The organism is Brevundimonas sp., assembly GCF_036963785.1.
Classification (GTDB): domain Bacteria; phylum Pseudomonadota; class Alphaproteobacteria; order Caulobacterales; family Caulobacteraceae; genus Brevundimonas.
The window spans coordinates 95,331-108,239 of sequence record NZ_JBALUS010000004.1 but is presented as its reverse complement, the minus strand read 5'-3'; the positions used below and the strand labels follow the sequence as shown (position 1 = coordinate 108,239).

Genomic DNA, 12,909 nt, shown 5'->3' with positions numbered 1-12,909 from the left:
GCGAAGCATGGCACACCGGGACATCGGAGATGACCATGCCAGACGCCCCCGCCACCCATCACGCCAACCCCATCCCCAACATCCTGACGGGCATCCGCCTGGCGGCCGGGGTGGTGATGTTCCTCATCCTGGCCGGGGCCACCGGCGGCATTCCGATCGTCTCGTCCTATCTCAGCCCCGAGGACCAGTTCGGCCTCTATCGCGTGGCCTTCATCATCTTTGTGGTGGCGGCCTCGACCGACTGGATCGATGGCTATCTGGCCCGACGCTGGCACGCGACCACCCGCTGGGGCGCGATCCTCGATCCGATCGCCGACAAGGTGCTGGTGACGGGCGCCATCCTCGGCGTGCTGACCTCGGGCTCGGTGCCGCAGATCGCCATTCCCTGCGGCCTGATCCTGTTCCGCGAGTTTGCCGTCTCGGCCCTGCGCGAGACCGTGGCCGGCAAGGTCAAGCTGCCCGTCACCCTGCTGGCCAAGTGGAAGACCACCCTGCAGCTGGTGGCACTGGGCGCCCAGCTGTTCGCCCGCAACTGGGACGGCTTTGGTCTGGAGTTCGAATATTATCCGTACTTCCAGATGTTTGCCGATGTGCTGATCTGGGCCGCGGCGATCATCACCCTGTGGACCGGCTGGCAGTATTTCGACAAGGCCCGCCGGAAGATGGCGCACCTGTAGGGTAGCAGTGAATAGGCAGTAGGGCTTCTCTACTGCCTACTGCCTACTGCCTACTGCCTACTACCTCACTCCACCCCCAGCTCGGCCAGCAGGCCGTCCATGCCATAGACGTCGCGCAGGGCCACGGTGATGGCGCCGGTGGTGACGATCACGCTGCGATTGACCTTGGGGTCATAGCCATAGGCGTTGCGCTGGGTCAGGACGGTCGAGTCGAAATTCGCCCCGATGATCTCGCCCCGCGCATTGATGGCAGGGGACCCTGACGAGCCGCCGATGGTGTCGGTCGAGACCGACATGTTCAGCACCGCGTCCGGATCGATCCGGTCGCGGGCGGCCAGCAGTTTCGGCGCCACATCGAAGGGCGGGGCGCCGGTCGCCCGGTCCCACAGCCCGCCGAAGGTGGTGAAGGGCTGAACCGTCGTGCCCTGATAGGTCCAGCCCTCGACCCGACCCCAGGTCAGGCGCAGGGTGCCGGTCGCATCGGGATAGACGCTGTCGCTATAGGCGGCGAAGCGGGCGGCGGCCAGGTCCTCGGACGCCTGGGCGGTCGGGGCCTCGACGGTGTCCTCCCACTCGGCGCGCACTGACCGGGTCACGTCCTGGATCGACAGGACATAGCGGATCAGCGGATCGTCCGAGGCCATGATGGCCGGCAGGCCGCCCTCCCACAGCGCCTTGCGCACCGCGGGATCGGCCAGGGTGGTGCCCGAGATCAGACGCTCGGACAGACCCTCGGGCGACTCGCGGCCCAGCAGCTCGCGCACGCGGGGATCATCGACGGTCAGCCACTCGCGCGTCTTGGACAGCCACCATTCCATCCGCACCTGCTCCAGGTCGGCATAGACGGGCCGGTCGGCCAGCAGGCGGGACTCCAGACCGGCCAGACGCCCGTCGCCATATTCGGGCAGGCGTTCGGCCGACGGCTTCTCGCGCTCCTGCGCCGCGCGCACCAGCGCCTCGGCCCAGGCGTAGAGGGTCGAACCGCCGCCCGAGCGGGCGACCACGAGGGCATAGGCCGGATAGAGACGCCGCACGTCCTCCTGCACCGCCGACAGGGTCGCCCAGGGGTCTGCACCCCCGGCTGCTGTGTGGGCGGCCAGCCAGTCGGTCGAGCGGGCGCGGAAGTCGGCTTCCTGCTCGGCCTTGGAGGCCATGAAGTCGGCGTCGATCAGCGCCTTCATCCGGCCGATGCCGCGCTTGTAGCTGTTCTCGAGGCCGACCAGCGGATCCATGACGATGAAGGCGTTTTCCTCGCTCTCGGACCCGAAGCGGATCATGCGGCCGCGCAGCTCGGACATGATCAGCTGGTCCAGCGGCAGCTGCACGTCACGCACAGTCAGCAGCTGGTCCATGGTCAACAGGCGCTGGGTCGAGCCGGGGCTGCCCGCGACGAACACCGGCTGGCCCGCCGTCGGGCGGTCCGGGTTCCAGGTGAAGTGGGTCGGCGTCTCGACCGGCGCACCGTTCTCGTACAGGCGGATGAAGGCCGCATCGATGGCGAAGCGCGGGAAGTTGAAGTTGTCGAGGTCCCCGCCGAAGGTCGCGGCGCGGTCTTCGGGCGCAAAGGCCAGCCGTACATCGGTGTAGCGGCGATAGCTGTACAGTTTGAACTGGCCGCCCCGGTAGAGCGACACCACCTGACAGCGGCGCTCGGGCTGGTCCTTGCAATATTCCGCCTCGATGGCCGCAGCCTCCGAGTCACGCGCGCGGTTGAAGGCCTGACCGCTCAGCCCGCGCCCGGCCGCATGCATGCGCTCGGTGACATCGGTGATGTCCATCAGGATCTCGGCCGAGGCGCCGGGACAGCGCAGCTCCTCCTCGCGCGTGGCGGGGGTAAAGCCGGTCTCGGCATAGTTGATGGCCGGGGTCGACAGCTGGGCGACGCAGCTGGCCACGCAGTGATTGTTGGTCAGCACCAGGCCCTCGCCCGAGACCACCCCCGCCGAACAGCCCCCGAACTTGACCGAACTGCGCTGTACCCGGTCCAGCCAGGCCTGATCGATGGCCGTGCCCAGCGCTGCATTGGCGCGGGCGATGGGGAAGTTGTCGAAGGTCCACATCCCCTCGTCCGCGACAGCAGACGAGGGGACAGCGGCAAGGGCGAGCACAGCCGCGGACGCGGCGAACGCAAGACTACGCATGGATGTCTCTCCGGTCGGGATCAGCTGACGCCCAGCTCGCGCAGCAGCGCGGGCTGGTCATAGACGACCCTGAGGGCCTCGGTGATGGCGGCGGTCGAGACCGTCACCGTACGGTTGAGGTTTCCGTCATAGCCGAACGAGCCACCCAGCGAGTGGATGTTGCCGTCGAAGGCGGCCCCGATCACCTCACCCTTGGCATTGATCACGGGCGAGCCCGAGTTGCCGCCGATGATGTCGTTGGTCGAGACGAAGTCATAGACGGTGGTCGGATCGATCCGGTCGCGGGCCGCGAGGAAGCGCGGAGCGGCATTGAACGGCTCGGAGCCGGTCGCCCGGTCGAACAGTCCGCCCATATCGGTGAAGGGCGGGATGTCCACGCCGCGATAGCTCCAGCCCTTGACCTGGCCGTAGCTGAGGCGGAGCGAGAAGGTCGCGTCCGGATACTGGTCGGTGCCATAGACGGCGAAGCGGGCCTGGGCGATACGCTCGGCCGCCTGGGCGGTCGGGGCGGTCACGCCGGCTTCCCAGGCCGTCGCGGCGGCCACGGCATTGTCGTTATTGGCGATGATCAGGGCCAGCAGCGGATCGGCGGCGGCCATTTCCTCGGGGGTCATCATCACGGCCTGACGACGGAACTCGGGATCGTTCAGGCGGGTGTTGGCGATCAGACGTTCGGCCAGGGCCTCGGGGCTCTCCTTGCCCAGCAGGGCCTGCACCGCCGGATTGTCGACCGTCAGATACTCCCGCGTCTTGGACAGCCAGAAGGTCAGCTGGATTTCCTCAATGCCTTCATAGATCGGGATCTCGGCCCCGACCCGGTCGGCGAAGCCGGCCAGCTGGGCCTCGGTGATCGTGCTGCCGGGGGCCGCGCGCGAGATACCGGCCCGGGCGATGGCGCGACCGATCGCATACAGGGTCGAGCCGCCACCGGCGCGGGACTCGAGCTGATAGTAGGGCAGGAACAGATCGCGGGCGACGGCATCGACCGCCTCCAGCTCGGCCCACGGATCGCCGATGCTCTGGGCCAGGGCCGGGTCAGCGGCGACAGCGGCGCGCAGTTCGGCCTCTTCCTCGCGCTTGGTGGCCATGAAGGCCGGATCCAGCAGGGCCTGCTGCTGGCCGAACCAGACCTTGAAGCTGTTCTCGAGGCCAAAGATGGTGTCGACCGAGACGCGCTTGGTCTCCTCGTCCGTGGCCGCATAGTTCAGCAGGCGACCGCGCAGTTCCGAGCCCTGGATCAGCTGGAGCGGCAGCTGCTGGTCGCGCAGCCGCTCCAGCTGCGACACCGTCAACAGGCGTTGGGTCGAACCGGGGTTGCCCGAGACGAAGGTCACCTCGCCCTCGGTCGGGGCGTTCGGATTCCAGGTCAGGTGGTTGGGGGTGACGGCCGGCTGGCCATCCTCATAGGCCCGCAGGAAGGCGGCATCGAGCGCATAGCGCGGGAAGTTGAAATTGTCGGGATCGCCCCCGAAGAAGGCCGCCTGGAATTCGGGCGCGAACACCAGCCGCACATCGTCATAGCGCCGGAATTTGTAGAGGGCGTACTGGCCGCCGCGATAGAAGCTGATGACCTGGCAGTTCATCTTGTCGTCGCCGCCACAGGCTTCGGCCTGGATGGCGCGGATCTCGGCAGTGCGCGCCTGGGTGAAGGCCTGACCCTCAAGCCCCTGTCCGGCGGCCAGCACCCGGTCGGTGACGTCCACGATTTCCATCAGCACATCGGCGGTCTGGCCGGGGCAGGTCTTTTCCTCCTGCCGGCCGGCCGTCATCCAGCCGTCCTGCACATAGTCGTTCTCGGCGGTGGACAGTTCCTGCACGCAGGACACCACGCAGTGATGGTTGGTCAGGATCAGCCCCTCGCCCGAGACGAACGAGGCCGAGCAGCCCTGCAGGCGCACCGAAGCCAGCCGCACCCGGTCCAGCCAGGCCTGATCGATGTTGGTGCCGTACTGGGCGTTGACCCGCGCGATCGGGAAGTTGTCGAAGGTCCACATGCCCTCGTCCGCCTGTACCGGCGTGCCGGGCATCAGGGTCAGGGCCGCCCCGAGTCCAAGGGCGGCAAGCGAGGCGGTCACCGAAGCAGCGAAGCGAAGCGGGCGGAGAGTCATGGGGTGTTTCCTGGATGGTTTCGGGCCGTTGGCCGTCCCTGTATCCCAGAGTTAAACCGCCCGGGGGCCTGCCGTCCATGCCGATCACGCCGGGGTGAACACGACCCTTACCCCGATTTAACTTGGCCTCACGCCTCATGGCCTTCAGAACCGGGCCAACGTCAGGGGTTTGGCACCACATATGTCGCTTGCACTTTCAACACTGCTCTACGAATGGCGCCGCTACATGGCGGCCGTGATGGCGCTGGCGCTGTCGGGCCTGCTGGTGCTGGCCATGACCGGGGTCTTCATCGGCATCGGCAAGGGCTTTACCGCGACCATCGAACGGTCGGGCGCCGACATCATGATCATGCAGCCCGGCGCCACCAGCCTGATCGGCGGCCCGTCGGGCGTGCCGCGCCGCTTCATCCCGCTGGCCTATCGCCACCCCGAGGTGGTCGAGGTCAAGCCGCTGGACGGCGCCGGCGGCAGCTTCCAGAGCATCAAGAGCTACGACCCGACCATGTCCCAGGCCGAGCGGGCCAAGACCAAGGCTCCGCGCCGCGAGTTCGTGCAGACGGTCATCATCGACACCACGCCGGGGTCGGTCACCATTCCGCGCGACTACTCCCAGGAGTTGGTCGACGCCCTGCGCCAGCCCTATACGGTCGCCGTCGACGAAACGGCCCTGACCAAACTGGGCGTCAAACTGGGCGATCGCGCCCTCTACAACGGCCAGACCGTGACCGTGGTCGGCGTGACCCGCGGCTACCCCAACATGATGCAGTCCACGATTGTGATGTCGCGGGACACCCTGCGCATGGTCGGACAGGCCGATGACGGCCCCCGCGTCGGCCCCCTGATGGTCAAGATCAGCGACCCGGCCCGGGCGCAGGTCGTCGCGGCCCAGCTGACCGCCATGGGCGATGGCCAGTGGAAGGCCTGGACCCGTCAGGAATTGGCCGATGCCAATGCCGGAGCCATGTTCGAGGAAGGCATTCTGGTCATCATCATCGGCGGCTGCGTGGTGCTGGGCACCATCATCGGCGTGGCCATCACCTGGCAGACCCTGCGCGGCGCCATCATGGCCAACATCAAGGAGTTCGCCTCGTTGCGGGCGCTCGGCGTCGGCATGGGCTCGCTGCGGCGGATCGTGATGGAGCTGAGCTTCTGGGTCGGCCTGGTCGGCGTGGCCGCCGCCATCGGCCTGACCATGCTGGTGCAGTGGTTCGCCCTGTCGAACGCCGTCATTATTGCCCTGCCCCCGATACTGCTGATCGTGGTCGGAGGCGGGCTGGTCATCATCGCCATGCTGTCCGGCCTGCTGTCGATGGGTGTCCTCAAGAACAGCCAACCGGCGGACCTGCTGCGATGAACGCCACACGAACACACGGCAAGCACGGCGACTTCGCGATCGAGGCCAAGGGTCTGGTCAAGCGGTTCAAGTCGGGCAAGGCCTATATCGAAGTGCTCAAGGACGTCGATTTCGATGCCCGCCACGGCGACCTGACCATGGTCATGGGGCCCTCCGGCTCGGGCAAGTCGACCCTGATCGCCGCCCTGTCAGGGCTGCTGCGCCCCGAGGAGGGCAAGGTCAGCGCGCTGGACGTCGACAATCTGTGGAAGATGTCGTCCGGCAAGATCGACAAATTCCGGCTGGATCACTGCGGCTTCATCTTTCAGGGCTTCAACCTGTTCCCGGCCCTGTCGGCCCTGCAGCAGGTCGAGATCGTGCTGAAGTTCCAGGGGCTGTCCAAGTCCCAGGCGCGCAAGCAGGCCATGACCACGCTCAAGGAAGTGGGACTGGGCCACCGGCTGCACCAGCGGCCGTCGATCCTGTCGGGCGGGGAGAAACAACGCGTCGCCATCGCCCGCGCCCTGGCCAAGAACCCGCAGATCCTGTTCGCCGATGAGCCGACCTCGGCCCTCGACGGCGAGAACGGCCAGATCGTCATCCAGCTGTTGCGGCGCGCCGCCACCGAGCACGGCGCCGCCGTGATCTGCGTCACCCACGACCCGCGCCTTGAGGCCTGGGCCGACCGCGTCATCAAGATCGAGGACGGCATCATCATCTCCGATGAGCGCCGCGTTCCGGACCCCAACGCCGCCCTCGCTCACCACTAACCCTCTCTCAGAGACCGAAAGATCGTCATGCCCGCCTTCCTGAAGAACAAATGGCTCTGGATCGGCCTTGTCGTCATTGTCGTCGTCGTCGTCGGCTTCATGATGATGCAGGGTGCCAACAAGGCCAAACAGGCCGAACTGGCCGAGGCCACCGCCAATACGCCCGAGAGCCCCTATGCGGCGGTCGCCAACGGCAAGGCCGACGTCGAGGGCGGCATCATCCAGGTCGCCGCCCGCCGCGGCGGCGTGGTCAAGGCCGTCTATGTCGAGGAGGGTGACCGCGTCACCGCCGGTCAGATCCTGGCCCGCCAGGAAGACGACGAGCCGCGCCTTGCCGTCGAACGCGCCCGCGCCGAGGTCGCCCAGGCCCGCAGCCAGCTGGCCGCCCTGCGCGTCGATCTGAGCGCCGCCCGCCGCGAATACGAGCGCATGCAGCAGCTCGCCGACAGCAACTACATCGCCGCCCAGCGGCTGGATCAGGCCCGCGACGATGTCGCCATGGCCGAGGCCCGTCTGGCCAGCCAGGAGGCTTCCGTCCGCACCGTCCAGGCCCGACTGGCCGAAGCCGAATACAATCTGGAACTGACCGTCGTCCGTGCCCCGATGAGCGGTCGGATCGTGCGCCGCTATGCCAACCCCGGCGCCGGGGCCTCGACCCTGAACGTCTCGACCATGTTCGACCTTGAGCCCGATGCCCCGCGCATCGTGCGCGCCGAGATCGTCGAGGCCGACATCCCCAACATCTCGGTCGGCCAGGCCGTCGAGATCAGCCCCGAGGGCGACCCCTCCAAGGTCTATGTCGGCCGGGTGCTGCGCCGCGCCGCCGTGTTCGGGGCACGCAAGCTGTCCTCGGACGATCCCTCACAACGGTCGGACGAGCGGGTCATCGAGGTGGTCGTCGCCTATGACGATGCGCCTCTGCTGATCGGCCAGCGCGTGCTGGTCAAGTTCATGAAGCCGGGCGAGACCGCCGGCGCCCCGCGCGACACCGAGGTCGGCGTCGGACCCGACCGCGCCATGAAAGCTCCGGGCGCCTGATCCGGGCGGGGCCTCAAGCCCCGCTAAAATTCCCCGGGCGCTTTTCCAGGGCGGCGGCCACGCCCTCGGCATGGTCGTCGGTCATATGGGCGAGGGCCTGCATGGCGGCGGTCATCTCGAGGATCTGGTCAAAGGTCAGGTCGCGCCCCTGACGCAGCAGGGCCTTGGTCATGCGCAGGGCCTGGGGCGGCTGGGCGGCGATCTCGAGGGCCATCGTCAGGGCCTCGTCCATCAGGGCGGCGGCGGGGACCACCCGGTTGACCAGCCCCCAGTCCAGCGCCGTCGCGGCATCGATCGATTTCGCCGTGAACAACAGCTCCGCCGCCCGCGCATAGCCGACATTGCGCGGCAACAGCCAGGTACCCCCGTCGCCCGGCAGAATGCCCAGCTTCAGGAAGGGCGCGCCGAAACTGGCCGCGTCCGAGGCGATGCGGATGTCGCCCAGGCCGGCGATGTCTCCGCCCAGCCCTATGGCCGGCCCGTTGATGGCGGTGACCAGCGGCACCTCCAGTTCATACAGGCTGCGCACGATCCGGTGCACGACGCGGCGGTAGCGCTCGCGGATGGCGGTGCCGGGGCCCTCGAACATGTCGCGGCGGTCGCGCATGGCCTTGAGGTCGCCCCCGGCGGAAAAGGCCCGCCCGGCCCCGGTCAGCACCACGACCCGCACCTCCGGATCGGCATTGACCGCCTCGCAGGCCGTGGCAAAGGCCTCGCCGTCCTCCAGATCGGGCAGGGCATTCAGCCGGTCGGGCCGGTTCAGGGTCCAGACCTCGATCGCCCCCTGACGCTGTATGTCGATCAGTCCCGTCATGGCCGTGCACCGCCCCGCAATTGAAAAGCCCCGGCCTTTTCAGGTCCGGGGCCTTCAGATGCAAGTCGTGATCACCGCAGGGCGATCAGCGCCGCTTCTTGATCGGATAGGGCACGAAGTTCGACGGGTGGCTGACCACGCGGTCGCCCGCTCCGTTCGTATTCCGTGTGTCCACCAGAAGCCCGCCCCAGAGGGCAAAGGACATCATGGCATGCTGGAGGTTTTTCTCTTTCCTGTTCATGGTGGCGTCTCCTTTCGCTGAACGATGAAAAGAGACGCGTCGTGCTCACAGGGGCTTTCACCCTCTCAGTCGTTTCGCGTCCTTTACAGGAAACGACAGTTTTGTGACGGGCGCAAGTTTTTTCGTCTGCTATCGGAGTATAATTGCGGTTGATGTCACATATGCGCACCCCCACCGACGGCCCGCCGAAGCCCATCAAGACGCCCTGCACCAAGGTCTGCACGGTCGATGGCGCCTCGGGCCTGTGCCTCGGCTGCCTCCGGTCGCTGCAGGAGATCGCCGAGTGGAGCCGCCTGGATGACGCCACCCGCGAGGCCATTCTGGAGGATCTGCCCGGGCGGGTGTCGCGTCTCGATCCGGCGCTGCAGGGGCTGGTCCCGCGCTAACCTTTTGTCAGCCATGACGCTTCACCGCATCCCAACGTCCATGCCCTAGACCGGACCCATGATTGCCGCAGAAGCGGCGCGTATATACGGGTGTCCGAGTGAGTATCGACATGACCGGCAGCGTTTCCGGCAGTGCTATTCTGGCTGCAGCTGTGGGGACGTCCCTTCTGGCGGCCTGGGGCTTTGGAGCCCTTTCCGACAAGTCCGCACAGGCTGCCCCGCAACCGGCCGCAGTGGTCAGGCTGGCAGAGACCACCACGCCCATCCAGCGCGGTGCAGACGGTCACTACTGGGCCCGTGCCCAGGTCGATAACAAGCCCGTCGCCCTGCTGGTCGATACCGGCGCGGCGGCCGTGGTGCTGCGCCCGGCCGATGCCCGGGTGCTGGGACTGAACCCCGAGACTCTCGACTATGAGCTGTCGATCCGCACAGCGTCGGGCATGGCCCAGGCCGCGTCGGTCACCCTGTCCAGCGTGACCGTGGCGGGGGTCGAGGTTCGCGATGTCGCCGCCCTGGTGGTCCAGGCTGACCTGCCGCACTCGCTGCTGGGGATGAGCTTCCTCGGCCGCCTGTCGGGTTTCGAGGCGACGCCCGAGGGTCTGGTCCTCAAGCCCTAGAGCGCCTTCACCACCACCGAGACCGCCGTCGCCATCAGATAGAGGGCGAACAGCCGCCTGAGCAGCCGCCGGTCCAGCCGGTGCGCCAGCCGCGCTCCGAAGGGCGCGACGAAGGCCGTCAGCCCCCCGATCACCAGGGCGGCAGGCACATTGACGTAGCCCAGCGACAGCGGCGGCCGGCCCTCGGCCGACCAGCCGAACACGACAAAGCCGACGGTGGCTGCCGCGCCGATCGCCATGCCGAAGCCCGAGGCCGTCGCCACCGCCTGATGGATCGGCCGTCCGCACAGGGTCATCATCAGCCCGCCAAAACTGCCGCCGCCGATGCCCATCATGGCCGACAGCCCGCCGATGGCCGTGCCCCAGCCGCGCCGACCCCAGCCCGTCGGCACATCGCGCGCCAGGGTGAACCGCTCGGGCATCAGGCCCAGCTGGGCGGCGATCAGGCCCAGAAAGACCGCATAGATCCAGGCCAGCCCCTGCATCGACACCAGCCCGGCCAGAAAGGCCCCGACCAGCGCCCCGCCGCCGACCCAGGGCGTCCAGGTCGCCAGCACGACCTCATCGACCGCCCCATGCGCCCGGTGCGCCATCAGCGACCGCCAGGAGGTCAGCACAATGCTGAGCAGGGAACTGCCGATCGCCACATGCAGATTGGCCTCGCCGCCCAGACCCAGCAGGGCGAAGGACCAGAACAGCACCGGCACGATGACGGTGCCGCCGCCCACGCCGAACAGCCCCGCGATCAGCCCGGCAAACACCCCCGCTGCGGCCAGCCCGGCGATCAGGCTGGCGATCTCGAGGGGGCTGAGGTCCACTAGGCGGCGGACTCCAGCCGCGCGGCGGCCCGGGCCTCGGCCTCGTGCACGGCGTCCAGTGCCCGGTCCAGAACCTCCAGCCCGGCCCCCGGCTGAATGCTGTCGACCGTCAGGATCCGTCGCCAGCTGCGCGCACCCGGGCGGCCGTGCATCAGGCCCAGCATGTGACGCGCCATGGCCGGCAGAGGCACGCCCTCCTCCAGACGCGCGGCCATATAGGGGCGATAGGCGGCAAGCGCGTCCTCGACAGAGCGCGCCTCGCCCTCACCGAAGATCAGCGGGTCGACCCGGCCCAGACCCGCGGGCTCATGATAGGCGGTGCGGCCCAGCATGACCCCGTCCAGCGCCACGCCGTCCTGGGGCTCCAGCAGATCGCGGGCCGCCTCGACGGAGGCAACCCCGCCGTTCAGCACCACGGTCAGCTCGGGCCGTTCGCGCTTCAGCCGCCGCACCAGCGCATAGTCCAGCGGCGGGATGTCCCGGTTCTCCTTGGGCGACAGCCCCTTCAGCCAGGCCATGCGGGCATGGACGACGAAGTGATCGACCCCGGCGTCGGCACAGGCCTCGACCAGGGCGAACAGCGCCTGCTCCGGGATCTGGTCATCGACGCCGATCCGGCATTTGACCGTCACCGGAACCGGGACCGCCTCGGCCATGGCGCGCATACAGTCGGCAACCAGCGCGGGCTCGCGCATCAGACAGGCCCCGAAGCGGCCGGACTGGACCCGGTCGGACGGGCAGCCGACATTGAGGTTGATCTCGTCATAGCCGAACGGCAGCGCGGCCTGCGCGGCCTGGGCCAGCGCCGACGGATCAGAGCCCCCCAGTTGCAGCGCCACGGGTCCGACCTCCGGATCATGACGCAGCAGGCGCGTCCGGTCGCCATGGATCACCGCATCGGCGGTCACCATTTCGGTATAGAGCATGGCCCGGCGGGTCAGGGACCGGTGAAACGCCCGGCAGTGCCGGTCCGTCCAGTCCATCATCGGGGCGACGCTCAGCCTGTGGGCGGGGAAGGTCATGGCCGGGGCGGATACACCAAAAGCGCGCCGACAGGAATTCTGCCGCCCTCTGCCCTCCGGGGGGCCGCGTCCCGCCTCTTTCTCGCCGCGTCCGCGCCGCCGGGGGGCCGCAGGTTCGGCACGCCCGGAAGGCTGCGAGGCCCGCGTGGCGGGAATCCCGCACCGATTTGGTCCCATCCCCGCCTTAGTTGCATCGCGGGAAAAGAGCCGCTACCTTTGTGAATGAGACCACTAGTCCTTGTTTTTCAAGGGCTTTGGTGAACCGGTATCGGAACCGGATCCGGGTTTCACCCGTTTTGACAGTACGTCCAACCTCCCCGGAAGGAGCTATTCCATGCGTATTCCTCTATTTGCTGCCGTTTCCGCCGTGGCCCTGATGGCCGGTTCGGTCCAGGCCGCCCCCGCCAGCATCACCCCGGCCGCGGCCGTCGCCCAGGACCCCGGCTATACCGATGACGAACTGAAGAAGTTCGGCACGGCCATGGAGCAGCTGTCCGGCATCTCGGCCCAGATCCAGAACGGCACCCCGACCGCCGAACAGCAGGCTGAAATGGCCGGCATCGTCGAGAGCTCGGGCCTGACCATCGATCGCTTCAATGCGATCTCGAACGCGGTCAGCGCCGATCCCGTACTGCAGGCCCGGATGGTTGTCGTCATGACGCCGCCGTCGCCGGAAGGCTCGGTCGCCGCCTCGGTCACCGATCAGGAAGTCGCGCAGTTCTCGTCGGCCATGGGCCGCATCCGGGATATCGCCGCCGCCGTTGAGGGCGGAACCCCCACCGCCGAGCAGCAGGCTGAAATGGCCGCTGTGGTCCAGGGTTCGGGCCTGACCATCGAGCGTTTCAACGCGATCTCGACGGCTGTCAGCCAGGATCCCTCGCTTCAGGCCCGCATGTTGCTGGCCGATGCCGAGCGGTCGGCCGGCATGTCGGGCGCCCAGTAAG

13 protein-coding genes are annotated in these 12,909 nt (G+C 67.9%); 7 read left to right on the top strand and 6 right to left on the bottom strand.

Annotated features, from left to right (window positions below):
* Positions 1 to 29: 29 nt before the first annotated feature.
* Positions 30 to 677: a CDP-diacylglycerol--glycerol-3-phosphate 3-phosphatidyltransferase gene (pgsA, locus tag V7672_RS10380; protein WP_335624521.1), complete on the top strand. Its 648-nt coding sequence runs from the start codon at positions 30 to 32 to the stop codon at positions 675 to 677.
* 65 nt (positions 678 to 742) lie between these two features.
* On the opposite strand, the gene V7672_RS10375 is transcribed toward pgsA, so the two are convergent.
* A complete protein-coding gene (locus tag V7672_RS10375; protein ID WP_335624520.1) occupies positions 743 to 2,818 on the bottom strand; it encodes a S46 family peptidase in 2,076 nt (691 codons plus the stop codon).
* Between the two features lie 20 nt (positions 2,819 to 2,838).
* Positions 2,839 to 4,926, bottom strand: coding sequence for a S46 family peptidase (locus V7672_RS10370; protein WP_335624519.1), 2,088 nt, complete (start codon positions 4,924 to 4,926; stop codon positions 2,839 to 2,841).
* Between the two features lie 181 nt (positions 4,927 to 5,107).
* Here V7672_RS10370 and V7672_RS10365 point away from each other — a divergent pair, with 181 nt between their 5' ends.
* Genes V7672_RS10365 through V7672_RS10355 form a run of 3 tightly spaced genes read left to right on the top strand, consistent with a single transcriptional unit; the run spans position 5,108 to position 8,067 of the window.
* Positions 5,108 to 6,280 (top strand): ABC transporter permease, encoded by a 1,173-nt coding sequence (locus tag V7672_RS10365; RefSeq protein WP_335624518.1) that lies wholly within the window; start codon positions 5,108 to 5,110, stop codon positions 6,278 to 6,280.
* Positions 6,277 to 7,029, top strand: a complete 753-nt coding sequence (locus V7672_RS10360) for an ABC transporter ATP-binding protein (RefSeq protein ID WP_335624517.1) — start codon at positions 6,277 to 6,279, stop codon at positions 7,027 to 7,029. The genes V7672_RS10365 and V7672_RS10360 overlap by 4 nt, the downstream gene beginning before the upstream one ends.
* 27 nt (positions 7,030 to 7,056) lie before the next feature.
* Entirely contained in the window at positions 7,057 to 8,067 is a 1,011-nt protein-coding gene (locus tag V7672_RS10355) for an HlyD family secretion protein (protein WP_335624516.1), read from the top strand.
* Between the two features lie 13 nt (positions 8,068 to 8,080).
* On the opposite strand, the gene V7672_RS10350 is transcribed toward V7672_RS10355, so the two are convergent.
* Entirely contained in the window at positions 8,081 to 8,881 is an 801-nt protein-coding gene (locus tag V7672_RS10350; protein ID WP_335624515.1) for a crotonase/enoyl-CoA hydratase family protein, read from the bottom strand.
* 85 nt (positions 8,882 to 8,966) lie between these two features.
* Positions 8,967 to 9,122 carry a hypothetical protein gene (locus V7672_RS10345; RefSeq protein WP_164461983.1) on the bottom strand — a complete coding sequence of 52 codons (156 nt, stop codon included), beginning with the start codon at positions 9,120 to 9,122 and terminating at the stop codon, positions 8,967 to 8,969.
* Positions 9,123 to 9,283: 161 nt separating this feature from the next.
* Here V7672_RS10345 and V7672_RS10340 point away from each other — a divergent pair, with 161 nt between their 5' ends.
* Positions 9,284 to 9,508, top strand: a complete 225-nt coding sequence (locus V7672_RS10340) for a DUF1289 domain-containing protein (RefSeq protein WP_335624514.1) — start codon at positions 9,284 to 9,286, stop codon at positions 9,506 to 9,508.
* Between the two features lie 110 nt (positions 9,509 to 9,618).
* A complete protein-coding gene (locus V7672_RS10335) occupies positions 9,619 to 10,125 on the top strand; it encodes a retropepsin-like aspartic protease family protein (RefSeq protein WP_335624513.1) in 507 nt (168 codons plus the stop codon).
* On the opposite strand, the gene V7672_RS10330 is transcribed toward V7672_RS10335, so the two are convergent.
* A complete protein-coding gene (locus V7672_RS10330) occupies positions 10,122 to 10,943 on the bottom strand; it encodes a sulfite exporter TauE/SafE family protein (RefSeq protein WP_335624512.1) in 822 nt (273 codons plus the stop codon). The genes V7672_RS10335 and V7672_RS10330 overlap by 4 nt on opposite strands.
* The gene (dusA, locus tag V7672_RS10325; RefSeq protein ID WP_335624511.1) at positions 10,943 to 11,965 is read right to left on the bottom strand and encodes a tRNA dihydrouridine(20/20a) synthase DusA; all 1,023 of its coding nucleotides are present in this window, start codon (positions 11,963 to 11,965) and stop codon (positions 10,943 to 10,945) included. Before dusA ends, V7672_RS10330 begins: the two co-directional genes overlap by 1 nt.
* A 334-nt stretch (positions 11,966 to 12,299) precedes the next feature.
* On the opposite strand from dusA, the gene V7672_RS10320 reads away from it, so the two are divergent.
* The gene (locus V7672_RS10320) at positions 12,300 to 12,908 is read left to right on the top strand and encodes a DUF4168 domain-containing protein (protein WP_335624510.1); all 609 of its coding nucleotides are present in this window, start codon (positions 12,300 to 12,302) and stop codon (positions 12,906 to 12,908) included.
* Position 12,909 lies beyond the last annotated feature (1 nt).

Coding starts and splice junctions, on each gene's coding strand:
- pgsA (WP_335624521.1), top strand. CDS start 30: ATGACCATGCCAGACGCCCCCGCCACCCATCACGCCAACCCCATCCCC.
- V7672_RS10375 (WP_335624520.1), bottom strand. CDS start 2,818: ATGCGTAGTCTTGCGTTCGCCGCGTCCGCGGCTGTGCTCGCCCTTGCC.
- V7672_RS10370 (WP_335624519.1), bottom strand. CDS start 4,926: ATGACTCTCCGCCCGCTTCGCTTCGCTGCTTCGGTGACCGCCTCGCTT.
- V7672_RS10365 (WP_335624518.1), top strand. CDS start 5,108: ATGTCGCTTGCACTTTCAACACTGCTCTACGAATGGCGCCGCTACATG.
- V7672_RS10360 (WP_335624517.1), top strand. CDS start 6,277: ATGAACGCCACACGAACACACGGCAAGCACGGCGACTTCGCGATCGAG.
- V7672_RS10355 (WP_335624516.1), top strand. CDS start 7,057: ATGCCCGCCTTCCTGAAGAACAAATGGCTCTGGATCGGCCTTGTCGTC.
- V7672_RS10350 (WP_335624515.1), bottom strand. CDS start 8,881: ATGACGGGACTGATCGACATACAGCGTCAGGGGGCGATCGAGGTCTGG.
- V7672_RS10345 (WP_164461983.1), bottom strand. CDS start 9,122: ATGAACAGGAAAGAGAAAAACCTCCAGCATGCCATGATGTCCTTTGCC.
- V7672_RS10340 (WP_335624514.1), top strand. CDS start 9,284: ATGCGCACCCCCACCGACGGCCCGCCGAAGCCCATCAAGACGCCCTGC.
- V7672_RS10335 (WP_335624513.1), top strand. CDS start 9,619: ATGACCGGCAGCGTTTCCGGCAGTGCTATTCTGGCTGCAGCTGTGGGG.
- dusA (WP_335624511.1), bottom strand. CDS start 11,965: ATGACCTTCCCCGCCCACAGGCTGAGCGTCGCCCCGATGATGGACTGG.
- V7672_RS10320 (WP_335624510.1), top strand. CDS start 12,300: ATGCGTATTCCTCTATTTGCTGCCGTTTCCGCCGTGGCCCTGATGGCC.